Below are 24,684 nucleotides of genomic sequence, written 5' to 3'. Positions count from 1 at the left end.
ACCGTGGACGAAGTCCTGCGCGCCGCGGATCGAACTCAGACCCAAGACCAAATCGCTTCCTATGACCATCTGCTCGCGGCGCTCGACCTGCTTGAGGAACCGCTTGCCCTGGTCATCGATGACGTGCAATTGGCCGGATCTGGACTTGCCGACGGAATTGTGGGGATCCTCACCGGCTCTGCGCCTCCGGCATTACGGCTAGTTCTCTCCGGCCGAGACCATTCTTCGCTGCGCCTGGAGAAACTCCGATATGGCGATGGGTTGAAGGAATTTCGCACGTCAGATTTAGCCTTCACGTTGCCGGAGGCCATGGAGCTGGCGGCCAACCTTGCACCATCAGCCGAAGTGGACGTTGAAGCAGTCTGGAGGGCCGCCGACGGGTGGCCAGTGGCCCTTCACGCCGGCTTCGTTGGTCCGTCCGTCTACAAAGAGCAGGAACGAGCTTCCGGCGGTGTCACGCCGGGGAGAGCCTTCACCGAATACATTGCCGAAGAAGTTCTCGGCCAACTTGAACCATCTCTCGCCGACTTTGTCCTGCGAGCCACTACTTGCGACTGGCTCGAGCACGAACTCGCTATTGCACTGTCCGGGGTCCAAAGTGGCGGTTTCCTCCTCCAGGAATGCATTAGAAAGGGCCTATTCATTGAGGAGAAAGACGTCCACGGAGACGGGCCCGTCTATCAATGGCAGGCCCTGTTTGCGGCCCAGTGCCGGGAGATCCTAGAGGAGCGCAATCGGGTTCTAGCAGAGCATCTCCACCGCGTTGCTGCACGTTTCTACCAGGACTGCGACGTTACCGAGAGCGTCAGCCAGGCGCTGCAAGGACGTGAACCTCAGCAGGCTGTGACCTCCCTTGTAGCCCATTGGCTGGACTATCTGCTGCGTAACGGCCTTTCCTCCCTCGAACAGCTGTGTCTCGACTTGCCGGCCCCGTGGTCTGATCACGCCGGCGTCCTCTTGATCAGATCCATCTGCCGTGCCCTTTCAGGCGATGCCCCTTCAGCAGTGGACCTGGCGCACCGCTCGTTCACCGGGCTGTCTGCACTGGAGTCCGCTCGTCGGAGGCGGTTCGAGCTGTATGTGGACCTGCTGGGTCTGATGCCCAACGATGGCAGTTTTGACGTGTACGGAAATTCCGGGCGCACCCCGGCAGACCCACAAGCTGCAGGGCGCCAGCCGACCGCGCTGCACAGCAGCCGGCCGCTTCGAGGAGGCCCCGGATTCGGCGACCAGGAAGAAGAGCCCCTCACCCTTCTGGCCTCCCCGACCGCAGACGCTGCCGACCAAGACCATCAGGTTGTGGCTGATGAGGTCATCATTACCTCGGAGATCGCATTGGCGTACGTATTAGCGGGCGATTTTGTGGCGGCGGATGAGCGCGTGGTGGAAGCTATAAACGGCGCCGATGAACTCGGGTGGCGCCCGGACGGCCAGATGCCCTGCCTTTGGCTGGCGCAGGGTATCTCGAGTTACTGGATCAACGACTTGGAGGCCGCCCGAGCCCACTTGGACAAGGTTTTGCCCGCGGGAGGCCGGGAAACGTCGATCGACAAATTATGCGCTGTCTATCGTGTCCTGGTCGATTGCGCGCGGGGTGAACCGGCCCAGATCCCCGATACAGCGCACGTCCTGACCTCCCTCCGAGACACTGGACTGCACGGACCTTCGTGGAGTGCGCTGTCGACGATGGCAAACGCAAAAATTGCTGAAGCCGAAGGAGACATGACTGGTGCGTTGGCGATCGTAAAGCCTCTTGAGGACCGCGAAAATCCTGCTTTGGTGGATGCGCTGCTGGCTGAGTTACTTAGGCGCGGCGGAAAGTTCACCGAAGCGCTGAACCGCACCAAGGCCGTGACGGAGCGGCAGCGTGATTCTTACACGGGTACAAGTCTCGCTCTGACGGAGGCGCTATTGGCCTCCAAAGACGGTGACATGTCCGCAGCGCACGAACGGGTTGAATACGCGGTCGCCCTCGCGGAACCACAACACATCATCCGTCCATTCGCAGAACGCAGGGACGAACTTGCTGGACTCCTCATGCAGCACGCGGTGTGGGGAACAGCCCATGAGGCGTTTGTGGCGGCACAGTTGAAGGAGAATACGCACAGCGACAACCTGACAACCTTTCTCTACTGGCGTCTCACGGAACGTGAACTCGAAGTCCTCGCGTACATGCGCTCGATGATGACCGCGGCAGATATTGGGAAGGCACTGTTCATCTCGGTGAACACCGTCAAGACGCACCAACGATCTATTTACCGCAAACTCGGTGCGGCAAGCCGGCGGGACGTGCTCAAAATTGCCGCAGCCCGCGGGATCATCTAGCGCTTCCAGTGGGCCGGCGCTGAATCGCCCGGCTTCCCGATTCATACGTCAGGGGTGAGGCCTTGGCTCATTCCCGTACCGTCCACAAACGCACGCCGGCAAACTGCACCCGTGGCGGTCATGAGGCGTGGTCTTTGGCAGGCTTCTGACAGGCACTTGTCCGCGTGGATTGCGCAGTGGGTCACGGAGCTCTGCGTTGCTCATCATGCTCACTGGGTGAGGACTACTTTGAGGGCTTTCGTTTCCGCAGCACGCGAGAAGGTGTCGTAAGCATCCACTATTTCCGTGAGCTGGAAATGATGCGTCGCGAACTTTTCCGCTGGAATCCGATGTTGGGCAACTAGTTTCAGCAGCATGGGAGTGGTGTTGGCATTAACTAACCCCATGCTGATGTTGATGTTCTGGATCCACAGATTCTCCAAATGAAGTTCTACTGATCGTCCGTGAACGCCAACGTTTGCTACGTTTCCGCCCGGGCGCACTAGCTCCACGGCCATGTCGAAGGTTTCGGGGATTCCGACGGCTTCTATGGCGACGTCGGCCCCATGCCCCTCGGTCAGCGCGAAGACTTCCTCTTTCCAGTCCGACGCCCGCGACGAGATGGCGCTGGTGGCACCGAAGTCCCGTGCTTGTTGTAGACGGTGCTCGTCCAAGTCGATGGCAATGACCGACGCTGCTCCGTATAAGCCTGCTGTGGCAATTGCAGCCAAACCGACCGGGCCTGCTCCGACCACCACGACCGTGTCTCCCGGCTTGACCCGACCATATTGGACTCCGATTTCGAACCCGGTGGGCAGGATATCCGACAGCATGACCGCTTGTTCGTCCGGCACTCCCTCGGGGAGCTTGTGCAGCGAGTTGTCGGCGTAAGGGACGCGGACATACTCGGCCTGTGTACCGTCGATCAAATGACCGAAGATCCATCCGATACCGGGCGCCCCTTCTTCACCCTGACAGTGAGAATAGAGCCCGGTCTTGCAACTGCTGCAGTGGCCGCAGGATTTGATACAGGAGATGATGACACGGTCGCCGGCGCGGAGGCCCGTAACGGAGGACCCGGTCGCTACGACTGTTCCTACTCCTTCGTGCCCCAGTATTCTGCCGCTCTGAACGGCGGGGACATCGCCTTTGAGGATGTGAAGATCCGTTCCGCAGATGGTGGTGGTGTCCACCCGGACAATGGCATCGGTCGGGTTTTGGATGGAGGGATCAGGAACGTCGGTCCAGGATTTCTGTCCGGGACCGTTGAATACCAGTGCTTTCACTTTCTCTTCCTTTCTCAGGGCAATTCGGGTGAATCAGTAACCAGCGCGGTCCGGCCGTGCAGATCGAAGCGTCAGTTGAGAGGAGAGACCCGTCGCGATAAGCGAGCCAGAAAGACCACTTGAACGATGATGCTGATGCAGCATCCGGCTAACGCGAACCCGAGTAGGACCCGGGTCACCAGGTCCCAGGGCACGGTAGAACCACCGAAGTCGAACGGAAACACTGCCCAGGTACGCAGAATGACGGCTGCTCCGAGCGCGGAAGACACGAGTTCACCGACGGTCTTGAGCTTCTCCGAGTCGAAGACCCAGTTGAGGACATTGCTGACGACTCCGACGACGAGCGCGGCATTGAAGATCGGCAAGACTTGGGGCGTCTCATCGGTCAGGATGGGCACGGACTGCCACCCTGGCCAACCGTTGACTGCACCGAATAGGGCCGCGTTGACGATCACCGCGACCGTGTAGCCGAATCGGCGCTGATTCTTACCGGGCTTGGCTTTCCGCTTTCTTGACCACGGCTCCACTTCAGCCATGGTTAGATTCTGGCCCGAACTGACGGACGTGCCTAGAGGGGCAATACTGCCTGTCCCTTCTGATCCAGGACTGGCAACGGCGGACTGGCGGAACGTCAGGTGGCCAAGCGCGCCAGCTCGTCGCCCATGGCCGCAGCAAAAATTCTTCCGGGCACGTTATCCGCGTCGAAATGGATGCCGCAGCGGAGCCGTCCGCCGTAGGAGACGGCGGCGACTCCGAGCCGGACGTTGGCGGCGAGCACGGCCAGCGGCCAGATCGCGACAACTGGAGCGCCTGCGAGGCGAAAAATGTCCGTCCGGCCCGGCACATTAGTGACGAACCCGGCGACAAGATGCTGCCGCCTGCCGATACGGTCCATGATGCGCGCGCCGACCGGGCCACGCATGAACTCCAGAGTCCCCTGCTCTCTGGCCAGCACCTTCTCCTCCCGAGTCTGTCCAGCAAGGACCCGGACGCGAACGTCTGGATCGATTTCGCCGAGGGGCAGCCGCACGAGCATGACCCCGACCTGATTCCCCGCTGTCCCATGGCGCTGCAGCGCCACCGGCACCGAGACGGGCAGCCGGGCGGGGATCCGCTCGCCAGCGGCAAACAGCATCGCTCGGTACCCCGCCGACACGGCAGCCAGCAGGCCATCGTTGACTGTGGCCCCGAGCGGCCGAACATGTGCCTCGAGCGCTGCGAGGTCGACGTCCAGGAAAACGACCCCGCGATGCGGACTCAGCGCACCTAGCAGCACGGTAGGGCCAACCTCACGACCACTGACGGTCATTCTGGTGCGGCGCAGACCGTACCGAAGCCTCGCGAGCTCATGCCGTACGTGGCGGCGCCCAGCCTTCGCCGTTGGTCGGATAAGTGGCATGTAAGAAGCTGTGGACAGGGCTTCCGCGGGATCGAAGAGCCGCTGCACGATCGCGGCCGCCGCCATCCCATCGGCGACCGCATGGTGAATGCGCAGCACGATCCCGAGTGCCCCGGCCGCTGCACCCGGCACCACCAGAATTTCCCAGAGCGGACGCTCCAGTCCCATCGGAACATTCATCAGCTCTCCGCACGTGCGTTCCAAGCCAGTGAGTCCGTCGACGGCCCCGACGAGCCGGATGTGATAGTCCAGGTCGGGCTGGACTTCGACCCAGCGGTGCCGGCGGCCCGTGGGCACCGGTATCATCCGGAGCTGCGGCAACGTCTTGATCCGCTCCAGAAGGCAGGCGCGCAGCGCCCTCAGGTCAGGGCTGCCATCGGACGCCACGAAGCCACCCGGCATCATGAGCCCGGCAACCAGAAACACATTGACCTGGCCGGCATGGTCAAGCACCAAATTCGCCTCATCGACCGCCGCGAGCCGGCGGGCCACCGGGCACATGCCAACAGAGTAGCAGCCGGTCCTTGCGCCTCATGCGGGCGGGAACTGCCCGGGGGATGCTTCGCGAGGTATTGCTAGCGGGCTTCAAGGACCCCCATCATGCCCCTGTCTTCATGGTCCAGAATGTGGCAGTGGAAAACCGAGCGCCCCGGAAAATCATCGAAGGAGACGAGGACTTTCACTTCGCTGCGAGCCGGGATGTTGACGACGTCCTGCCACCTGGGGCCGGGAATGCTTTGGCCGTCCTGCTCAATGACCTGCATCGGCCAAACGTGCAGATGCATGGGATGGTCCATCGGACTGCTGTTGGTGAGAGTCCATTCCTCCACGCTGCCCACACTGACTATCTCGTCGATACGCCCTCCATCGAAAACCTTGCCGTTGATGGTGAAGCTCATGCCGCCCGGGCCCATCCCGGACCTTATGCCCATTCCCATTCCCATCGAAAAGTCGAGCCTGCGGCGCGCTGCCACTGCTTCCTTCCGAAGATCCCTCGGATGTCCGGTACCGGTGACCGGAGGCAGGCCGCTCCGTTGTGCTCCGCTCGTATCCAACGACAGCAGGTCCACGGGTTCGGTACGAGGGCCTTGGCCGCTGCCCATCATTCCGGTCATTCTTCCGCGGTCAAAGGAAGCAGCCCGCAGGATCGTCAGTCCGTTGACCGCCTCGACCAGCAGATCCGCCCGGTTTCCCGGCGCCAATACGACCTCGTCCACCTGTGCAGGAGCCGCCAGCGAACGGCCATCAAAAGCCAGTACCTGAAGCTGGCTTTCCGCCAGCTGAAGCCGAAGGTAGCGGGCAGGACAGGCGTTGATGACGCGCCAACGCTCGCGGTCACCGGCGGTTGCAGACAGCATCGGCCGGACCTGCCCGTTCACCAGCACGGTCTCCCCCTCGCGGCCCATCACCTGCTCTGCTGCCGAGGGTGGCCGAAGACTGCCGGAGCTGGTCAGGCTGATGTCGGAGACGACGAGGAGCCGCTCCCGCGTGACCGGAAGCCGCTCCGGGTCTTCCACGACAATCGCCCCGTACAAGCCAGCCGCAAGCTGATCCGCCACGCTCCCGTGATGATGCGGGTGGTACCAGAAGGTGCCAGATGGGTGGTTGGCCGGAAGGTCGTACTCATAGTCGAAGGATTCTCCCGGCTCGATACTGACAAAGGAGTTATCACCGTTCCCCGCCGGTGAGACATGCAGTCCATGCACGTGCAGGTTCGTAGCCATGTCGAGCCTGTTGACCAGGGTGATCCGGAGCCGGTCCCCCGGTCGCAGTCGAAGCGTCGGTCCGGGAAGGGAGCTGTTGTAGGCGGCCACGGACGCCGGCCTGCCAGCGACCATGATCCGCGCCGGTGCCGCCTCGAGACGCTCCGTCAGCATTCCTTCCTGGCTGCTGAGATTCACAGGTTCTTTCAGCCGGTCACCGGTTTCGGCACGGAACGGTGCTTGGGCCCAGAGCAGACCTCCGCCTCCGACGGCGACAGCCGCAGTGCCGGCGACGCCGAGGACCAGGGCTTGCCTGCGGTTGAGAGTCTTCATCCCCCGGTCTCACCGAGTGTCCGGAGTGCCTCACGGTACTCCTCTGCCGTGAGTTCTCCGCGCGCGTAGCGCTCTGCCAGTATTTCTCGGGCCCGGGTGTCGCCAGCAGTCCTGCCGCCGCCGGCTCCGCGGTCCGGCATTCCGGCGCCGCGACCCGGCATTCCGCCCCCAATCAGCCGGACCAACAGGATGATGAGCAAGACCAGACCAACGATGAGCAAGACCCAGAAGATCCACATCCAGCCCATTCCCGACCAGCCGTAGGAATCCATCATGGCTTCACTCCTGACACTGGGTCACCGCTGCCGGCCTCATTTCAGCCCGCAACTGAAATTAGGTCGATAGTAAGCCCAAATCGCCCTTCTGCAACGGTAAAAGAGCGGAAATGTCCCGACGCCACCGGCCCCGACCTGAAGGGTCAGCAACAGCTATCGGTGACCGCCTGAGAACTTGATGTTGGAGTGCTGCTGCAGCATCCCACTGCTTCACCTCGGGGAACCGCGGAGAATGTTTGGCTGTCGGCCAGGACGGTGTAAATCTCCCACTGTTCGCCGTTCGGGGTGTTCTGGACCCAGAACTTGTCCTGCTTAGCGTAGCAGCAGGTGCTTTCTCGCTCATCGGCGGTGGCGAAACCGTGTGCTGCCAACCGATTCTGCTCGGCATTGACAGCGTCGGTGTCGGGCACTTCCACACCCAGATGGTTGAGCGATCCTCCCTGGCCGGGGTTCTCGATGAGCACGAGTTTCAGCGGCGGTTGGGCCACTGCGAAGTTGGCGTAGCCGGGCCGCCGCTTGGCCGGTTCGGCACCGAAGAGCCGGGAGTAGAAAGCGACGGACTCATCGAGGTCATTGACGTTGAGGGCAAGCTGCAGGCGGGACATGGCGTCTCCTAGAGATAGATTAATGTCTATATCTGGCAGATTGCCACCAGATATAGATATCTGTCAATATTGATGGGTGTCTAATTCTCTTCTTGAACTGACCCCCGTTGAGGCGGTTGAATGCTGCACGCCAATGACCCGTGAACCGATGACGAGCGATCAGGCCGAGCGAGTCTCCGGGCTAATGAAGGCCTTGGCGGATCCGGTCCGTCTGCAGCTGCTCTCCCTGGTCGCGTCCCACGAAGGCGGTGAGGCCTGCGTGTGCGACCTGACAGAAGCCTTCGATCTGTCCCAGCCCACGATCAGCCACCACCTGAAGGTGCTGCACCGGAGCGGGCTGTTGGAGCGCAGCAAGCGGGGCGTGTGGGTCTACTACAAGGCACAGGCAGACGTACTGGATTCGCTGGGGAAACTGATCTCCAGCGCGGGGGCATGAGCGCACTGGCCCGGCGGGCACTGGCTGAACTGGTCGGGACTGCACTGCTGGTAGCCACGGTGGTGGGCTCGGGCATCGCGGCCACCCGCCTGTCTCCGGACGACGTCGGTTTGCAGCTGTTGGAAAACTCCTTGGCCACCGGGGCGGTCCTGGTCGCCCTGATCATCGCCCTACAACCGGTTTCCGCGGCCTTCAACCCTGTGGTGACCTTGGTTGAACGATGGCTCGGCGTCATCGGCTGGCGCGAGGCCGCGGCCCTCATTGCAGCCCAAATGGCCGGCGGCATCGCGGGCAGTGTCTTGGCGAACCTGATGTTTGAACTGCCCGCCGTCACCATCGCTGCCAAGGAGCGCACCGGGTCCGGGCTGTGGCTGGCCGAAGTCGTCGCGACGGCCGGGCTGCTGCTGGTGATCTTCGGCGCCGCCCGGTCCGGACGCAAGGACATGGTTGCCGTGGCTGTTGGCGGCTACATCACCGCCGCTTACTGGTTCACCAGTTCCACCAGCTTCGCCAACCCCGCCGTAACGGTGGCGCGCATGTTCTCCGACACTTTCGCCGGAATCGCTCCGACCTCGGTCCTGCCGTTCATCGCCATGCAGCTGATCGGCGGCGCCCTCGCAACCGGGCTGATCCACCTCTTATACCCCCGCGCCGAACGGGCAGCGGCCGAATTCACCACCATCGAAGGACAGACCCGATGACCAGCAAACCCACCGTCCTCTTCGTCTGCGTGCACAACGCGGGACGCTCGCAAATGGCCGCCGGTTATCTGCAGCACCTGGCCGGCGACCACATTACCGTCCTCTCGGCAGGCTCCGAACCCGGCAACCAGATCAACCCTGTCGCCGTGCAGGCCATGGCCGAGGAAGGCATCGACATCAGCCAGGCCGTACCCAAAATCCTCACCACCGGCGCCGTCCAGGAATCCGACGTCGTCATCACCATGGGCTGCGGCGACACCTGCCCCTACTTCCCCGGCAAGCGTTACGAGGACTGGGTCCTCGACGACCCGGCGGGCCAGGGCATCGATATGGTCCGCCGGGTCCGTGACGACATCAAGAACCGCGTGCAGACCCTCATCCGCAGCTTGGCCTAGAAGGCTGTCTTAGTCCGGTGGAAACCGCCACCCCGGCCTCGCAGAGACCGCCTTTCGGTCGCTCGGGATAACTGGTGGTGCTGGCGCAGCACGATGGGTGAGTCGGTTTCTCGGCCGTTGGATATGTTTCGTCAGCGGCGATCTCGATTTTGCGCAACGACGTGCGGAGAGCCGGCCGGAGCCGTACGGTAGCCGGATGGAACGCTTTACAGGGTTCATCGCGGGCCTGGGCACCAGCGCGGGTCGCCGGCTGGTGGTTGGGCATTGGATGGACTCGCCGCTCGGCGCCTTTACGGACGTCATGACCGAGGACCGCGGCGGGCTGCGGACGCTGCTGGCCCCCGACGAGGCGGTCGCCGACTATGTGTCCGCGACCTACCACTTCGATGACGTGGTGGTCGCGCCGCTCGACGCCAGTCTGAGCCGCGCCGGGGAACGGAGCGCGGAACCGGGGAACGAACCCGGGACCGCCGCCCTGCTCCTCCGCGTAGCTGGCGGCCCGCTGGAACTGCGCGCTGATCTGGGCCCCGTAACAGCGCTGGGCCGGATGCTGCAACTGATCCCCGTCCGGATCGCCGTCCACCCGGCGTGGCTGACAGCCGTGAACCGCGCGGCGGGCATCCTGCTCCCGGGGGTGGCCACCGCCGGATCCGCCGGAAGCGGACGTCGGGAGTACTATGGCGTGCGCTCCATCCGTCGCGTCGAGCGCGCCGCGGCGAGCTGGAACGGCTCCGGCCTCGGGCCCCTCACGCCAGTGGATCCGCCCGTGCACTTCGGCTTCAGTTCCGTCCCCCGCACGCCGCAGGCCGTGGCCGTCACGACGACGATCCTCCCCGCCCGCCGCTGAAGCGGACGGGTGGCCGAAAGGGGGTTAATGCCGTTCTTCGTCGACGGCGCCGCGCGCTGACGTCGCCGCTGCCGCCCCGACGACTGCCGGACCTCCCGACGGCTCTAGACCGCCGGGAGGAGACGAAGGCTGAGGCTAGTCACGACCGACGACAACGACGCGGCACCGACGACCGACGACTTAGAAGTCCCAGTCCTCGTCTTCGGTGTTGACGGCCTTGCCGATCACGTAGGAGGAGCCGGAGCCGGAGAAGAAGTCGTGGTTCTCGTCGGCGTTGGGGCTCAGGGCGGAGAGGATGGCCGGGTTCACGTCCGTGACGGTGGACGGGAACATGGCCTCGTAGCCGAGGTTCATCAGCGCCTTGTTGGCGTTGTAGTTCAGGAACTTCTTGACGTCCTCGGCCAGGCCAACGGAGTCGTACAGGTCGTGGGTGTACTGGACTTCGTTCTCGTAGAGTTCATAGAGCAGTTCGAAGGTGTAGTCCTTCAGCTCTGTGCGGCGCTCTTCGCTGACCTTCTCCAGGTTGCGCTGGAACTTGTAGCCGATGTAGTAGCCGTGCACGGCCTCGTCGCGGATGATCAGCCGGATCAGGTCCGCGGTGTTCGTCAACTTGGCGCGCGAAGACCAGTACATCGGCAGGTAGAAGCCGGAGTAGAACAGGAAGGACTCCAGCAGCGTGGACGCAACCTTGCGCTTGAGCGGATCGTCGCCCTGGTAGTAGTCCATGATGATCTGCGCCTTCTTCTGCAGATTCTCATTCTCGGTGGACCAGCGGAAGGCTTCGTCAATCTCCTTGGTGGAGCACAGGGTGGAGAAGATCGACGAGTAGCTCTTGGCGTGCACCGATTCCATGAACGCGATGTTCGTGTAGACGGCTTCCTCGTGCGGGGTCAGCGCGTCCGGGATCAGGCTGACCGCGCCCACGGTGCCCTGGATGGTGTCCAGGAGGGTCAAGCCGGTGAAGACGCGCATGGTCAGCGTCTGCTCGTCCGGGGTCAGCGTGTTCCACGACTGCACGTCGTTGGACAGCGGGACCTTCTCGGGCAGCCAGAAGTTGTTGCAGAGCCGGTTCCAGACCTCAACGTCCTTCTCGTCCTCGATCCGGTTCCAGTTGATCGCATCCACGTGGTGCAGAAGCTTGACCTTCTCGGCTGACATCGCGTCCCCTTCTTCCCAAAGTCTGTGTTGTTCATGGTGCCCGAATGCCGGCCGCAGTGCGGCCGGCGGTCGCCCGCGCGGACCGGATTGCCGGCGCCTCGTCGGTGCAGGTACGACGGCGGGCGGGCACCCGCCGTCGTACTTTTCAGTTGTTGGGGACTGCTACAGCATGCAGCTGACGCAGCCTTCCACTTCGGTTCCTTCCAGCGCGAGCTGGCGGAGGCGGATGTAGTAGATGGTCTTAATGCCCTTGCGCCACGCGTAGATTTGCGCCTTGTTGATGTCGCGGGTGGTGGCGGTGTCCTTGAAGAACAGCGTCAGCGACAGGCCCTGGTCCACGTGCTGGGTAGCGGCCGCGTAGGTGTCGATGATCTTCTCGTAGCCGATCTCGTACGCGTCCTGGTAGTACTCCAGGTTGTCGTTGGTCAGGTACGGGGCCGGGTAGTACACGCGGCCCAGCTTGCCTTCCTTGCGGATTTCGATCTTGGACGCCACCGGGTGGATCGAGGAGGTGGAGTTGTTGATGTAGGAGATCGAGCCGGTCGGCGGGACGGCCTGCAGGTTCTGGTTGTAGATGCCGTGCTCCATCACCGAAGCCTTCAGCTCCCGCCAGTCTTCCTGGCTGGGGATGTCCACGTTGGCGAACAGCTCCTTGACCCGCTCGGTCTTCGGCAGCCATTCCTGATCGGTGTACTTGTCGAAGAACTCGCCCGAGGCGTACTTGGACTTCTCGAAGCCACCGAAGGTCTGGCGGTGTTCGATCGCCAGCTTGTTCGAAGCCCGCAGGGCGTGGAACAGCACCGTGTAGAAGTAGATGTTGGTGAAGTCCAGGCCCTCTTCGGAACCGTAGTGGACCCGCTCGCGGGCCAGGTAGCCGTGCAGGTTCATCTGGCCCAGGCCGATGGCGTGCGACTGCAGGTTGCCTTCGGCGATCGAGGGCACCGAGTTGATGTAGGACATGTCCGACACGGCGGTCAGCGCCCGAATGGCGGTCTCGATGGAGGTGCCGAAGTCGGGCGAGTCCATGGTCTTGGCGATGTTCATCGACCCGAGGTTGCAGGAGATGTCCTTGCCGATCTCGGAGTAGGTCAGGTCCTCGTTGTACAGCGACGGCGAGGAAACCTGCAGGATCTCCGAGCACAGGTTGGACATGATGACCTTGCCGTCGATCGGGTTGGCCCGGTTCACCGTGTCCTCAAACATGATGTACGGGTAGCCCGATTCGAACTGGATCTCGGCCAGCGTCTGGAAGAACTCGCGGGAGCTGATCTTGGTCTTCTTGATCCGGCTGTCGTCGACCATCTCGTAGTACTTCTCCGTGACGGAGATGTCCGAGAACGGCACACCGTAGACGCGCTCGACGTCGTACGGGGAGAACAGATACATGTCCTCGTTCTTCTTGGCCAGTTCGAAGGTGATGTCCGGGACCACCACGCCGAGCGAGAGCGTCTTGATCCGGATCTTCTCGTCCGCGTTCTCGCGCTTGGTGTCCAGGAAGCGGTAGATGTCCGGGTGGTGGGCGTGCAGGTACACCGCGCCGGCACCCTGGCGGGCACCGAGCTGGTTGGCGTAGGAGAAGCTGTCTTCGAGCAGCTTCATGACCGGGATGACGCCGGAGGACTGGTTTTCGATCTGCTTGATCGGCGCGCCGTGCTCGCGGATGTTCGTCAGCGACAGCGCCACGCCGCCGCCGCGCTTGGACAGCTGCAGGGCGGAGTTGATGCCGCGGGCAATGGACTCCATATTGTCTTCGATGCGCAGCAGGAAGCAGGAGACCAGCTCGCCGCGCTGGGCCTTGCCCGCGTTGAGGAACGTCGGGGTGGCCGGCTGGAAGCGGCCGTCGATGATCTCGTCCACCAGCTGGGTGGCCATGGCTTCGTTGCCCCGGGCCAGGTGCAGCGCCACCATGCAGACACGGTCTTCGTAGCGCTCCAGGAAACGCTTGCCGTCAAACGTCTTCAGCGTGTAGGAGGTGTAGAACTTGAACGCGCCCAGGAAGGTTTCGAAGCGGAACTTCTTCTTGTAGGCCCGGTCGTAGAGCGAGCGGATGAAGTTCATCGTGTACTGGTCAAGCGTTTCGCGCTCGTAGTACTCGTTCTTGATCAGGTAGTCGAGCTTCTCTTCCAGGTCGTGGAAGAAGACCGTGTTGTTGTTAACGTGCTGCAGGAAGTACTGGTGTGCAGCCTCGCGGTCGGCTTCGAACTGGATCTTGCCGTCCGGCCCGTAGAGGTTAAGCATGGCATTGAGCTCGTGGTAGCCCAGCCCTTTGAAGGCGGCCGGCAGCTCTGCCTTGGCGTCGGCTACGGGCGCGTTTGCAACTGTCGTTTCCAAAAGAGTTCCAATCCTTGCTTGACCCGGTCTACGTCCTCGGACGTGCCCATGAGTTCGAATCGATAGAGAAGGGGCACCTGGCACTTGGCGGCGATTTTCTCCGCCGCCAAGCAGTAGGTTGTGCCGAAATTCGTGTTGCCGGCACCGATCACTCCGCGCAGCAGGCGCCGGTTCTCCTCCAGGTTGAGGAATTTAATCACCTGCGGCGGAATGGAGTTCTTGCCGGATTCCCCGCCGTACGTGGGCAGCACCAGCACGAACGGCCGGAGCGCTTGCAGCGTCTCCTGCTGAGTGCGCAGCGGGATCCGTGCCGCCGGCAGTCCCAGCTTCTGCATGAAGCGGTCGGTGTAGCCGGAGGCGGACGAGAAGTAGATCAGGTCCGTGTCGGCTATCCCGCCGGCCGCCGGATCTGCCTGCTGCTTCCTTGCGTCCTCACTCATCAGCAGCTCGGTCATGACGTGCGGTTCTGGTTCGCTCGGTCCGGGTCAGGCCACGGAAGCGGCGGCTTGGGCCAGTTCCTCGATCTTGTCGGGGCGGAAGCCTGACCAGTGGTCCTGCTCGGTGACGACCACAGGAGCCTGCATGTAACCAAGGGAACGGACACGCTCCAGCGCTTCCGGATCCTGGGACAGGTCAACGCTTTGGTAAGCGATGCCCTTCTTGTCCAGAGCCCGGTACGTGGCGTTGCACTGCACGCATGCTGGCTTGGTGTAAACCGTTACAGTCATGGTCCTTCTCCCCTATTGATCGGTACGACGTTTCTGCTGTTTCCTTGGCTGCGCGGCCTCCCCTGGAAGGACCCGGACTCGCTGCCCAACAGCTGCTCCAATACTACATCTAGTGGACTCGGCCAATCGGAACCCCAAGATGATGTATTACAAGTATGTCATTCCTTTCCCGGCTTCGTCCACAGCCCGTGGGGATATCTTTCGGTGGTTAAACAGTTGATATTCCGGCCTTCCCGGGCCGCCGTCCACAGCCTGTGGATTCCCCGCCCACAGCTTGGGAAAGTATCGTGTCGCAGCTTTCTCGGCGTGTCGCTCGTAGTGCGGCCAGCACTAGATGTTGTGGTCCCTGGTCCTGATGGTGTCCGCCCTCACCGCTCGAGGGGTGATTGGAGGATAGCCGGCCGGTCAGACACTTCCGGCACGCCCGGCACCTGGTGGCCGGTGGCTGGTGGCTGGGGTTGTAGCCGCGGCTCCGGGGCCGTTCCAGCCAAAAGGGCCCTCCTCCTGCGGACCCTCCTGCTCCCCATTAATAGAACAACTCTAGGTGCCGGCACATTCCTCCGGTCAACGATCAAAGGCACCCGGATCTGCCCGGACCTCCGACCATCTTTCGGGGGCCGCCGGCGCGGCATCAGCCCAAGGTAGGCTTGGCTCAATCCCCGATATGCAACAGGAGAGCTGATGGTCAACACGGTGCACCTGCGTACCCTGCTTGAGGTCACTCGGCGCGGCTCATTCGCGGCGGCAGCCGCCAACCTGGGCTACACCGCCTCGGCGGTTTCGCAGCAGATGTCCGCGCTGGAGCGCGAAACGGGTGCCAAGCTGTTTGAGCGGTCTGCCCGCAGCGTCCAGCCGACCGAAACAGCACTGGTGATGTCCCGGCACGCGGCCAAGGTGCTGACGGACATTGATGCCCTGCTGGCTGCCACCGCCCGCAGCCAGGACACCAGCACTCAGGAAGTCCGGCTGGGCATCTTCCCCAGCCTCGCCACGTATGTGCTCCCGCGCCTGCTGCAGGCGCCCGAATGGCCGGGATTGGGGATCAATCTCAAAGTATCTGTCGCCGAGCCCGGACAGACGATCCAGGGGCTGCGCGCCGGCGGTGAACTCGACGTCGCCCTGGTCTTCCAAGTGGGCCAGGGCGGTTTAGCCTGGCCCAACACCGTGAGCCGGCAGTGGATCGGCGACGACAATTTCCGCGTGGTGCTGCCCGAATCGTGGGGCATCCGCCCCGGTGCGTCGGTGACAGCCTCTCAGCTGGCCGAGATGCCGTGGATCATGCACCACCCGGGCACGGCCGACGCCACCGTGATCGAGCGGCTCTTTGCCAGTTGTAACCTTCATCCCCGGGTGGTGGCGTACTGCGATGACTTCAACGCCAGTCTGGCCATGGCCGGTGCCGGACTAGGGGCCGCGCTGGTACCGGAGCTGGCCATGCACAACGGACCGGACGGGATTGTGGTGTTGGATGTTCCGGAAATCCGGCTGGCCCGCAATATCTTTGCCTTGCTGATCAACGACAGGCAGAACGCGCAGCTGGGCCTTTTCATGGACCAACTCTCCGTGATCCTGCGCGACATGAGCATCACCACCCGGCGCGCCTAGGCGGAATCGCCTTGGCGGTTCGCGGCCCCCAAGGCACCGTCGTCGTTATTTCAGTGCACCGGGCAACAACAGGCGCCGCCGGATCCCGTGCTGGACGGGTCCCGGCGGCGCCATGTGGTTAATGCTGGCGGAGACGCCCTACTGCGCGGTCAGGCTGTCCACGTACTCCTGGTTTTCGCCGATCCACTTTTCCACCACGGGGCCGTAGTCGTCGGTGTCTGCCTCGTTGAACATGGCGTTCTCCAGCGAGTACAGGGTCTCGGAGTCCATCTTGAAGTCCTTCAGCCAACCGGCCAGCGTCGGGAAGTCCTCGGCGAAGCTGTTGCTGGAGTAGGCGTAGATGCCCTCGGCGTCACCCAGGGTTCCTTCGGGATCTTCAAGGTCCTTGAGCGGGAAGGCGTCGTAGGCCCAGTGCGGGCGCCACAGCGTCACGGCAATGTTCTCGCCGGCGGCAGTGGCCGACTTCAGCTCGGAGAGCATCGCCGGGGTAGATGAGGTCAAGTACTCCATCTTCTCCAGGCCATAGGTGGGGATGACGTTCTTGGTGGTGGCCTCGGTCAGGCCGGCGCCGGGCTCGATGCCCACCAGGCGGTTGTCGAACTGGTCGGCATTGGCCGCAAGGTCCTTCAGCGAATCCACCGGAGCGTCCTCGTTCACCGCGATGGTCAGCTTGGCTTCGTCGTTCCACTGGCCCAGCTCGGTGATCTTATCGCCGTACTCCTCCAGATAGCTGGCGTGCGTGACCGGCAGCCAGGTGTCCAGCGTCAGGTCGTAGTCGCCGGTGGACAGGCCGGAGAAAACCGGTGCCGGGTCGGCGTACTCCAGCGTGACCTTGTAGCCCTTCTCCTCCAGGATGGCCTTCCACAGTTCCGACGCGGCGATGCCTTCATCCCAGCCATTGAAAACCGCGATGGTGACGTCCTGCTGATCCCCGTTGTCCACCCCGCTGGCTGCCTGGCCATCGGTCTCGCCGCCGCTGCCACAGGCAGTCAGTCCGAGTGCCGCAACGGCGGCCAGGGCCGCAAGCTTGCTGTAGTGCTTCATTTTGTTCCTTTCGTAATGCCCACCGAGGGCACGTTGATTGGTCTAGGAGACGCGCGGGTCAGGCGTTCTGCAGGCTTTGCTTGGCCGGGCGGCCGGCGCGCTGGCGTCCCCCGGGCTCCGAGGTTTTGCCCACACTCGCGGTCACCCGGTCCAGGAAGATGGCCAGGATGACCACCGCCAGTCCGGCTTCGAAACCGAGGCCGGCGTCGATCCGGTTCAGGCTGGCGACCACTTCGCCGCCCAATCCGCCGGCGCCGACCATCCCGGCGATGACCACCATCGACAGCGCCAGCATGATCACCTGGTTGATGCCGGCCATGATCGTGGGCATGGCCAGCGGCAGCTGGATCTTGCGCAGGATGCTGCCCGGGCTGGAGCCGAAGGCGTAGCCTGCCTCCACCACTTCCTTGTCCACGCCGCGGATACCCAGCTCGGTGAACCGCACGCCGGGTGCCATCGAGAAGATGATGGTCGCGATGATGCCCGGCACCACTCCCACCCGGAACATGACCAGGGCGGGAATCAGGTACACCATGGCGGGCATGGTCTGCATGAAGTCCAGGATTGGCCGGATGATGGCCGAGGCGGTGGAGGAGCTGGCGGCGAGGATTCCGGCTGGGACGCTGAGCAGGATCGCCACCACCGTGGCCACGATGACCAGCGCGAACGATTCCATCGCGTTGTCCCACTGGTTCACGCCGACGATCAGCAGGAAGCCGACGGCGGTGCCCAGCGCCAGCTTCCAGCCCTTGGCGGCGTAAGCGATGGCAGCGAACACCAGGATGATCACCCAGGACGGTGGCGTGGTGAGAACCCACTCAAGGCTGTCGTACGCGGCCAGGAAGATGGTGCGGATGAAGGCGAAGACTGCGGCAAACGTCGCCAGCAGCCAGTCAAGGCCGACGTCGACCCAGTCGCCCAGCGGGATGCGGAATTCGAGATCCATTAGCGGGTTCCCCCTTCGGCCGACGTCTTGATGCCCATCGAGGTCTTGTTCAGCGTCCGCGTGACTTCCTGTTCGGGAATCGGCGCGGGCGCGCTTTCAACGATGGGGATGTCCGTGGTGCTGGACGGCACATTGCCCAGCGCGGCCAGCAGCGTCACCCGGGGTATCGCCCCCACCAGCCGGCCCTCGTCGTCGACCACGGGCAGCGGGATGGGACTCTCCACGGCCAGGCCGAAAAGCTCCGAGAGCGGGGTTTCGGCACGGACCGGCCCGTTGCCGTTGCGCACGGCGGCGGCCAGGTCAGGTGCCCGTGATTCGACCAGATGCATCACGTCGCGGTCGCGCACCGTGCCGAAGAAGGTGCGGCGCCGGTCCACCACGAAGGCTGCGGACGTCTGCAGGTCGCGCATGGTGCGCAGCGCGTTCCGCGGACCGCCGGAGAGATTGACGACGGCGCGGGCCGGCTCCATCACGGATGCTGCGGTCAGGACGCGGGTACGGTCCACATCCTGGACGAACTGCGCCACGTAGTCATTCGCCGGGTGCGTCAGGATCTCGTCGGGTGTGCCGATCTGGACAATCCTGCCGTCCCGCATCACGGCGATCCGGTCGCCGAGGAACATGGCCTCGTTCAGGTCGTGGGTGATGAAGACAATGGTCTTGCCCAGATCCGCCTGCAGCGCGACCAACTGCTCCTGCATCTCGCGCCGGATCAGCGGGTCCAGGGCTGAGAAGGCCTCATCCATGAGCAGGATGTCCGTTTCGGCGCACAGCGCCCGGGCCAGACCGACGCGCTGCTGCATGCCACCGGAGAGTTCCGCCGGGAACTTGTCGCCCCAGCCCTCCAGCCCCACCAGCTTCAGGACTTTCTCGGCACGCGCCAGCCGCTCTGGCTTGGCCATGCCCTGGACTTCGAGGGCATAAGCTGCGTTGTCCGCCACGGTGCGGTGCGGCATCAGCGCGAAGTGCTGGAAGACCATCGAGATCTTTTGCTGGCGGACTTTCCGCAGCTCCGCATCGGAGATGGTCGAGATATCCGTGCCGCCCACCACCACCTTGCCCGCGGTCTGCGGCTGCAGCCCGTTGAGGGTTCGGATCAACGTCGACTTACCGGAGCCGGAGAGCCCCATCACGACGAAGATTTCGCCGGCGCGGACGTCGAATGACGCGTCGATCACTGCGGCGGTCCCCAGTGCGGAGACCTCATCCCGAGTCTTTCCGGCCTTCAGGCGCTTGACTGCTTCGGCCGGTCGCTTGCCGAAGACCTTGTAGACATTTTGTACGCTCAGTGCGATTTGTTCGTTCACTTCGGCCCGTCTACGCTGCGGCACCGCCAGGAGCGGGCGGAGTTGCAACGATTGGTGCTTGGTCTTTTGCGGACAAATACACGCGTCAAACTCATAGGCTCCTGGTTGCCGCGGTCACGGCGCCCAGGAAGACGGTTTCGCCGAAGCGATGACGGGAACTCCCCCAACCGCCAGTTCGACGTCCAGCACATGTGGACTCCGCCGCGGTCTGCATAGCTCGCCCACATGCCGTTCGTATTACTGGTTGTTCGTCCTCCACCGTAACAATCCGCTGTTCACTCTGAGCTGAATTTTGGACCGAAATCGGTAGAGTCATCGCAGGCTAGCAGCGGTTTCGCCTTGAAATCCCGGGGCTGCAAAGGAGTTATGCCATCGTGACCACCGGCGCGGCAAACCGCACTTTTCCGCAAATGGATGCGTCCTGCGCAACACGCGGGCCGCACGTGGAGCGGGCTGTCGGGATCCCCGCGGACGGACGCATTCCCGGACAGTTCTCCACTGACCCGCTCAGCAATGACACCAGGAGGGCCGCCCGAGCTGCGCACTTCCGGGCCCGATGCCGGTGTGACACAGAGCAAACATCGAGGCCTCCTTGGCAACGGACGCCGGTGGTGTCACGCTCGACACACGCGAGCAGTCGCGGTCGTCGTGGTCGACGAGCACAAGCGCACTCAGAATTAAGGAGCAGCATGACGATCGAAGTTTCCGCCCTCCGCGCCGAGTTCCCGTCACTGACGTCTGGACTGGCTCATTTTGACGGCCCTGGAGGCACGCAAACGCCAGCGGTTGTGGGACAGGCGATTGCCCGCACCTTGACCGGTCCATTGTCCAACCGCGGCACATTGGTCGCCAGCGAACGAAATGCCGAGAGCGCCGTCTCGAGTTTCCGCACCGCCGTAGCCGACCTACTCGGCGCCTCTCCCGAGGGGATCGTCTACGGGCGCAGCGCCACCCAGATTGCCTACGACTTCTCGCGCACTCTGGCAAAGTCGTGGAAACCAGAGGACCAGATCGTCGTCTCCGGGCTCGACCACGACTCCAACATCCGGCCCTGGCTCCAGGCCGCCGATACAGCAGGCGTCACCGTCCGCTGGATTCCACTCGACCCCGGCACCGCAGAACTTGATCTATCCACTGTCGACGAGATCATCAATGAGCGCACGAGGCTGGTCGCCGTCACAGCGGCTTCCAACCTGCTGGGCACCAGGCCCCCGGTCGCGCGAATCGCGGCACGCGCGCACGAGGTCGGCGCCCTCGTTTATGTCGATGGCGTGCATTACACCGCCCACGCCGCAGTCGACATCAAGGCGCTGGGTGCGGACTTCTTCACTTGTTCGCCGTACAAGTTCTTCGGGCCGCACTGCGCCGCTCTCGCCGCCGATCCGGACCTGCTGGAGACCCTGAAACCTGACAAGCTGCTACCTTCTACCGACAACGTCCCCGAGCGATTCGAGCTCGGCACTTTGCCCTACGAAATCATGGCCGGCACAACCGCGGCTGTGGACTTCATCGCGGGCCTCGCGCCGGACAAGGGCACGCGGCGGGAACGGCTCATCGCTGCCCACCACCTCATCGAGCACCACGAAGTGCGGCTGCGTCAGCGCATCGAAGAAGGTCTCGCCGACCTCGGGGATCGCATCACCGTTCACTCGACCGCAGCAGAGCGCACCCCGACGCTGTTCTTTACCTTCCGCGACAAGAACGCCCACGAAGTCTCTCAGTTCCTTGCAGACCAGGACATCCTCGCTCCCGCCGGCAGCTTCTACGCCTACGAGCCCTTCCAAGCCCTCAAGCTCGCTGTCGATGCCGGCATGCGCATTGGACTCGCACCCTACAACGACGACGCTGAGATCGATCGCCTCATCACGGCACTGTCAAAGCTCCTCTGAGGACGGCGCGGGCCGGACAAAAGAAAACACCCCGGTCCGAAGACCGGGGTGTTTACCATCAGCGGAGTCATCCATGCAAAGGATGTCTCACCATCTTGGTGGAGCTGAGGGGACTCGAACCCCTGACCCCCTGCATGCCATGCAGGTGCGCTACCAGCTGCGCCACAGCCCCTTGAATGGAAGTTTTCTGCCAACGTGTTGGCGAGTATTCCACAGCGTGAATATCACCGATGGTGTCCTCACGAGTGGAGCTGAGGGGACTCGAACCCCTGACCCCCTGCATGCCATGCAGGTGCGCTACCAGCTGCGCCACAGCCCCGTAATCCTTGCGGATTCCGTGCCGCTTCCTTTGAAGCAACTTGAATATTCTATGCAGAGACCGGCACGGATTCCAAATCAGCGGACCTGCCCGGAACGTGCCGCCGGCGCCGCGCAGGACGGAACCAGGCGGCAGGTGCCGCGCTCCCCCTCGGCTACTCGGTTTCCGTTGAAGCCGGCTTCTCGTCCAGCTGCAGGTCGATGGCCGGGCAATCCTTCCACAGCCGTTCCAGCGCGTAGAAGACGCGGTCTTCCTGGTGTTGCACGTGGATGACAACTCCGGCGTAGTCCAGCAGCACCCAGCGTCCTTCGGAGCGTCCTTCCCGGCGGACCGGGCGCAGGTCCTGCTTGTGCAGTTCCTCTTCAATGCCGTCGACGATCGCGTTGACCTGCCGCTCGGTCGGCGCAGAGGCGATCAGGAACACATCGGTGATGGCCAGCCGCTCGCTGACGTCGATGGCAACGATGTCTTCGGCGATTTTGTCGCTGGCCGCCTTGGCGGCGGTCCGCGCAATGGCGATAGAGCTTTCGGGTGCGGTCATGTGTCTCCTTGAAAATGAACCAGTTATTGATTGACGGCTTCAGCCGCCGAAGAATCCAAGCATCATGGCGATGCCCGCGGCGAACGCCGCGGCGCCCAGCACCAGAGCGGCGCCGACAGCAAGCCGGGTCCGCTGGACCCGCCCCAGCCCAGCGGTCCGAGCGTCCAGTGGGTCAAGTCCGTGGGCGCTGCTGGCCTTGAGCGGGTGGATGGCCTCGCCGCGTCCTCCGGCCAAGGCTTCGGCCTGGGCCAGGATCTTCGACCGCGGTGCGGCACCTGCTGTTTGGGCTGCCCGGGGTGCGGACGTCCCCCGTGGCTGTACCGGAACGGCACGGGTGGTGGCGGAAGCTTCAGTCTTCCCCGTCGGTGCTGCCGGCCGCCGCTGTGCCGGCGCAGCTTGCCGGGCAGGAACCGCCTGGGCCGGAGCCGGCGGTTTGGCGGCCGTGGGTTTGGGAGCCGGCGTCGCCACCGGCGTGGTCACCACGGGAACATAGGACGTCGACGACGGCCGCAGCACATGCTGGTCGGATCCCGGAACGGCCACAAACTCCATCGGCGCCGAGGCGATGTCCGCGATCGGGCGGTCCGAGGCGGAGTGCCGGCGCTGTTCGTTCTCCTCGCTCAGCCGCTTCTTGTCGGCAGCCCGGCGGTTGAGGACTGCGGCGCGCTCGGCCAGAGCCTTTTGCTGTGCCAGCAGTTCCAAGTCCACGTCATGCGGAGACTGCTCCTGCCGGGACTCCATCATGGCGACCATGTTCTTGGCCTGGCCCATCAGCAGGTCGCGGGCGGCCAAGGCCTGCTCCACGGTCATCTCGCCGGCGTCGACTGCCTCGCGTCCGGCAGTGGAGAGCTGCTCTTGCCCGTCGGCCGCCGGTTGGACCGGATGCCGTCCGGTGTCGCCGCTGCGGCGGGCGCGGCGGCCGCCTTCGATCGGCGGACGCTGCGGCTCATACGGGGTATCGGCCGGAGCAGCCGAGGTGCGGGCCCCGCTGTCCGCAGGTTTGGCAGCACTGCGGACGCGGTCGGCAACAGGAGCGCCGGAGCCACCGGCACGGGATCCAGCCGAGGCACCTTCGGAAGCGCGCCCGGTAGAGGCGCCGCCGGAAGCAGGCCCGGCCGAGTCACGGCCAGCCCCTTCAGCCGGGGTGTCCGTGACCAGCCAGGGGTTTTCGCGCTGCAACTGCTGTTGGCGCAATTGTCGCCGGGTCGGCACCTGCTCGCGGTCCGGGGCAGGAACCTGGGGCAGCGCGGCGGTCAGGGTCTTGAGCGCGCGGCGTGCCTCACGTTCACGGGCGCGGGTCTGCGAAGACCGCTCGCCTTGGCGTTCGCGGGGAACTGCAGGGCCGTCACCGGGGGCTGCTCCCCCGCGTTCCGACGGTGCATTTGCATTTGCCTGGGCATTCGGAACCTGCGGGCCGGTCCCGGAGGCCGACTCCGGCCCCGGACCGGCGCCATCGCGCTGCCGCCGGATGTCCCGGCGGCTGCGCGGCTGGGATTGATTGCTCATGCTTTGCTGATCACCCGGTAGTAAACGACTATTTTCATTGGCTCGGTTCAAGTTGGCTCGCCATTGCGGCGCCATGCGACGAGCGCCGGTAGAGACCGTACTTGGCTATGTACTGTACTACGCCGTCCGGCACCAGATACCAGACCGGCTGGTCCTCGGCCACGCGGTCCCGGCAGTCCGTGGAGGAAATCGCCATGGCCGGGACCTCCAGCAAGCTGACGTCCTTGCGGCCCAGGTTGTGTAGCTCATGCCCCGGCCGGGTCACGCCCACGAAGTGCGCCAGTGACCACAGTTCGTCGATGTCTTTCCACGACATGATCTGCGCCAGCGCATCCGCGCCGGTGATGAAGAACAGTTCCGCATCGGGACGCGCCGCACGCAGGTCCCGCAGCGTATCAATGGTGTAGGTCAGCCCGGGCCGCTCGATGTCCACCCGGCTGACCGTGAACCGCGGGTTTGACGCCGTGGCGATCACGGTCATCAGGTATCGGTGTTCGGCCGGGCTGACATCGCGCCCCGTCTTCTGCCACGGCTGGCCGGTGGGCACAAAGACCACTTCATCCAGGCCAAACACCGACGCTACCTCGCTGGCCGCCACCAAGTGTCCATGGTGGATCGGGTCAAACGTTCCGCCCATGACGCCAAGCCGGAGCTTGCGCCCCGGGTAAATGGGGTGCAGTTCTCCGGCTGGCGGGGCTTTAACAGGCAGCGCGGGCACGAACGACTAGTGGCGCTCGGCCTGGCCGTGATCGTGCTTGTTCGGGAACTGGCGGTGCGGATCCACCTGTTCCTCCACGGCCGAGTGACGCTGGCCCACACTGGTGAACGCGATCGTGGCAAACATCATGAGCACGAACAGCGTCATGAATCCGACGCCGATGGCCCACGCGGGGACCGGAAGTTCGACGTGGGCGGCTTCGCTAGCCACCAGTGCGGCGTCGAGGACCTGAGACAGCATGATTCTCCCTTGATGTTTTCAGCCCGGCCGCGCTCAGGCGGACGGGATATGGCTTCGTACCCATGGTA

Annotated in this window: 24 protein-coding genes and 2 tRNA genes; 7 read left to right on the top strand and 19 right to left on the bottom strand. The window is 63.7% G+C overall.

The window, feature by feature from the left end; translation table 11 throughout:
• The first annotated feature begins 3 nt into the window (after positions 1-3).
• Positions 4-2,325, top strand: a complete 2,322-nt coding sequence (locus tag ACMX2H_RS02395) for a helix-turn-helix transcriptional regulator (RefSeq protein ID WP_414958797.1) — start codon at positions 4-6, stop codon at positions 2,323-2,325.
• 209 nt (positions 2,326-2,534) lie between these two features.
• Here the strand turns inward: ACMX2H_RS02395 and ACMX2H_RS02390 are convergent, their stop codons facing one another.
• From ACMX2H_RS02390 to ACMX2H_RS02365, 6 genes are all read right to left on the bottom strand, one after another.
• Positions 2,535-3,590: a zinc-dependent alcohol dehydrogenase family protein gene (locus ACMX2H_RS02390; protein ID WP_414958796.1), complete on the bottom strand. Its 1,056-nt coding sequence runs from the start codon at positions 3,588-3,590 to the stop codon at positions 2,535-2,537.
• 71 nt (positions 3,591-3,661) lie between these two features.
• Positions 3,662-4,126 carry a hypothetical protein gene (locus ACMX2H_RS02385; RefSeq protein ID WP_414958795.1) on the bottom strand — a complete coding sequence of 155 codons (465 nt, stop codon included), beginning with the start codon at positions 4,124-4,126 and terminating at the stop codon, positions 3,662-3,664.
• A gap of 95 nt (positions 4,127-4,221) precedes the next feature.
• Positions 4,222-5,490, bottom strand: a complete 1,269-nt coding sequence (locus ACMX2H_RS02380) for a wax ester/triacylglycerol synthase domain-containing protein (RefSeq protein WP_414958794.1) — start codon at positions 5,488-5,490, stop codon at positions 4,222-4,224.
• Positions 5,491-5,564: 74 nt separating this feature from the next.
• Positions 5,565-7,025 carry a multicopper oxidase family protein gene (locus ACMX2H_RS02375; RefSeq protein ID WP_414958793.1) on the bottom strand — a complete coding sequence of 487 codons (1,461 nt, stop codon included), beginning with the start codon at positions 7,023-7,025 and terminating at the stop codon, positions 5,565-5,567.
• Positions 7,022-7,300, bottom strand: a complete 279-nt coding sequence (locus ACMX2H_RS02370; protein ID WP_414958792.1) for an SHOCT domain-containing protein — start codon at positions 7,298-7,300, stop codon at positions 7,022-7,024. Before ACMX2H_RS02370 ends, ACMX2H_RS02375 begins: the two co-directional genes overlap by 4 nt.
• Before the next feature lie 143 nt (positions 7,301-7,443).
• Positions 7,444-7,905, bottom strand: a complete 462-nt coding sequence (locus ACMX2H_RS02365; RefSeq protein ID WP_414958791.1) for an ArsI/CadI family heavy metal resistance metalloenzyme — start codon at positions 7,903-7,905, stop codon at positions 7,444-7,446.
• Positions 7,906-8,038: 133 nt separating this feature from the next.
• Here ACMX2H_RS02365 and ACMX2H_RS02360 point away from each other — a divergent pair, with 133 nt between their 5' ends.
• The 4 genes from ACMX2H_RS02360 (at position 8,039) to ACMX2H_RS02345 (ending at position 10,284) form a co-directional block, all read left to right on the top strand.
• Positions 8,039-8,341 (top strand): ArsR/SmtB family transcription factor, encoded by a 303-nt coding sequence (locus ACMX2H_RS02360; RefSeq protein ID WP_414958859.1) that lies wholly within the window; start codon positions 8,039-8,041, stop codon positions 8,339-8,341.
• A complete protein-coding gene (locus ACMX2H_RS02355) occupies positions 8,338-9,042 on the top strand; it encodes an aquaporin (protein ID WP_414958790.1) in 705 nt (234 codons plus the stop codon). Before ACMX2H_RS02360 ends, ACMX2H_RS02355 begins: the two co-directional genes overlap by 4 nt.
• Complete coding sequence (locus tag ACMX2H_RS02350; protein WP_414958789.1) at positions 9,039-9,437, top strand: arsenate reductase ArsC; 399 nt, start codon at positions 9,039-9,041, stop codon at positions 9,435-9,437. Before ACMX2H_RS02355 ends, ACMX2H_RS02350 begins: the two co-directional genes overlap by 4 nt.
• Positions 9,438-9,633: 196 nt before the next feature.
• Entirely contained in the window at positions 9,634-10,284 is a 651-nt protein-coding gene (locus tag ACMX2H_RS02345) for a hypothetical protein (protein WP_414958788.1), read from the top strand.
• A gap of 180 nt (positions 10,285-10,464) precedes the next feature.
• On the opposite strand, the gene nrdF is transcribed toward ACMX2H_RS02345, so the two are convergent.
• From nrdF to nrdH, 4 genes are all read right to left on the bottom strand, one after another.
• Positions 10,465-11,442 (bottom strand): class 1b ribonucleoside-diphosphate reductase subunit beta, encoded by a 978-nt coding sequence (gene nrdF / locus ACMX2H_RS02340; protein ID WP_414958787.1) that lies wholly within the window; start codon positions 11,440-11,442, stop codon positions 10,465-10,467.
• 162 nt (positions 11,443-11,604) lie between these two features.
• On the bottom strand, positions 11,605-13,725 hold the full coding sequence (nrdE, locus tag ACMX2H_RS02335) for a class 1b ribonucleoside-diphosphate reductase subunit alpha (protein WP_414958858.1): 2,121 nt from the start codon (positions 13,723-13,725) through the stop codon (positions 11,605-11,607).
• Positions 13,726-13,742: 17 nt separating this feature from the next.
• Complete coding sequence (nrdI, locus tag ACMX2H_RS02330; protein WP_414958786.1) at positions 13,743-14,228, bottom strand: class Ib ribonucleoside-diphosphate reductase assembly flavoprotein NrdI; 486 nt, start codon at positions 14,226-14,228, stop codon at positions 13,743-13,745.
• A 30-nt stretch (positions 14,229-14,258) separates the two neighbouring features.
• On the bottom strand, positions 14,259-14,501 hold the full coding sequence (gene nrdH / locus ACMX2H_RS02325; protein WP_127513743.1) for a glutaredoxin-like protein NrdH: 243 nt from the start codon (positions 14,499-14,501) through the stop codon (positions 14,259-14,261).
• Between the two features lie 681 nt (positions 14,502-15,182).
• On the opposite strand from nrdH, the gene ACMX2H_RS02320 reads away from it, so the two are divergent.
• Entirely contained in the window at positions 15,183-16,106 is a 924-nt protein-coding gene (locus ACMX2H_RS02320; protein ID WP_136785441.1) for a LysR family transcriptional regulator, read from the top strand.
• Between the two features lie 138 nt (positions 16,107-16,244).
• On the opposite strand, the gene ACMX2H_RS02315 is transcribed toward ACMX2H_RS02320, so the two are convergent.
• From ACMX2H_RS02315 to ACMX2H_RS02305, 3 genes are read right to left on the bottom strand one after another with little or no spacing between them, the layout of a single operon-like run.
• On the bottom strand, positions 16,245-17,150 hold the full coding sequence (locus tag ACMX2H_RS02315) for a glycine betaine ABC transporter substrate-binding protein (RefSeq protein ID WP_414958785.1): 906 nt from the start codon (positions 17,148-17,150) through the stop codon (positions 16,245-16,247).
• Positions 17,151-17,208: 58 nt separating this feature from the next.
• On the bottom strand, positions 17,209-18,096 hold the full coding sequence (locus ACMX2H_RS02310) for an ABC transporter permease (RefSeq protein WP_414958784.1): 888 nt from the start codon (positions 18,094-18,096) through the stop codon (positions 17,209-17,211).
• Positions 18,096-19,403 carry a quaternary amine ABC transporter ATP-binding protein gene (locus ACMX2H_RS02305; RefSeq protein ID WP_414958783.1) on the bottom strand — a complete coding sequence of 436 codons (1,308 nt, stop codon included), beginning with the start codon at positions 19,401-19,403 and terminating at the stop codon, positions 18,096-18,098. The genes ACMX2H_RS02310 and ACMX2H_RS02305 overlap by 1 nt, the downstream gene beginning before the upstream one ends.
• Positions 19,404-20,092: 689 nt before the next feature.
• On the opposite strand from ACMX2H_RS02305, the gene ACMX2H_RS02300 reads away from it, so the two are divergent.
• The gene (locus ACMX2H_RS02300; RefSeq protein ID WP_414958782.1) at positions 20,093-21,292 is read left to right on the top strand and encodes a cysteine desulfurase-like protein; all 1,200 of its coding nucleotides are present in this window, start codon (positions 20,093-20,095) and stop codon (positions 21,290-21,292) included.
• Positions 21,293-21,388: 96 nt separating this feature from the next.
• On the opposite strand, the gene ACMX2H_RS02295 is transcribed toward ACMX2H_RS02300, so the two are convergent.
• From ACMX2H_RS02295 to ACMX2H_RS02270, 6 genes are all read right to left on the bottom strand, one after another.
• Positions 21,389-21,464, bottom strand: a tRNA-Ala gene (locus tag ACMX2H_RS02295).
• Between the two features lie 74 nt (positions 21,465-21,538).
• Positions 21,539-21,611: transfer RNA gene (locus tag ACMX2H_RS02290), tRNA-Ala, on the bottom strand.
• 154 nt (positions 21,612-21,765) lie between these two features.
• Entirely contained in the window at positions 21,766-22,152 is a 387-nt protein-coding gene (gene rsfS, locus ACMX2H_RS02285) for a ribosome silencing factor (protein WP_136785445.1), read from the bottom strand.
• Between the two features lie 39 nt (positions 22,153-22,191).
• Positions 22,192-23,658 (bottom strand): hypothetical protein, encoded by a 1,467-nt coding sequence (locus ACMX2H_RS02280; RefSeq protein ID WP_414958781.1) that lies wholly within the window; start codon positions 23,656-23,658, stop codon positions 22,192-22,194.
• Positions 23,659-23,692: 34 nt separating this feature from the next.
• Positions 23,693-24,337 (bottom strand): nicotinate-nucleotide adenylyltransferase, encoded by a 645-nt coding sequence (nadD, locus tag ACMX2H_RS02275; protein ID WP_414958857.1) that lies wholly within the window; start codon positions 24,335-24,337, stop codon positions 23,693-23,695.
• A gap of 45 nt (positions 24,338-24,382) precedes the next feature.
• Positions 24,383-24,616 carry a hypothetical protein gene (locus ACMX2H_RS02270; protein ID WP_414958780.1) on the bottom strand — a complete coding sequence of 78 codons (234 nt, stop codon included), beginning with the start codon at positions 24,614-24,616 and terminating at the stop codon, positions 24,383-24,385.
• Positions 24,617-24,684 lie beyond the last annotated feature (68 nt).

The organism is Arthrobacter sulfonylureivorans, from assembly GCF_047607445.1.
GTDB lineage: Bacteria > Actinomycetota > Actinomycetes > Actinomycetales > Micrococcaceae > Crystallibacter > Crystallibacter sulfonylureivorans_A.
This window is presented reverse-complemented; position numbering and strand designations above follow the sequence as displayed.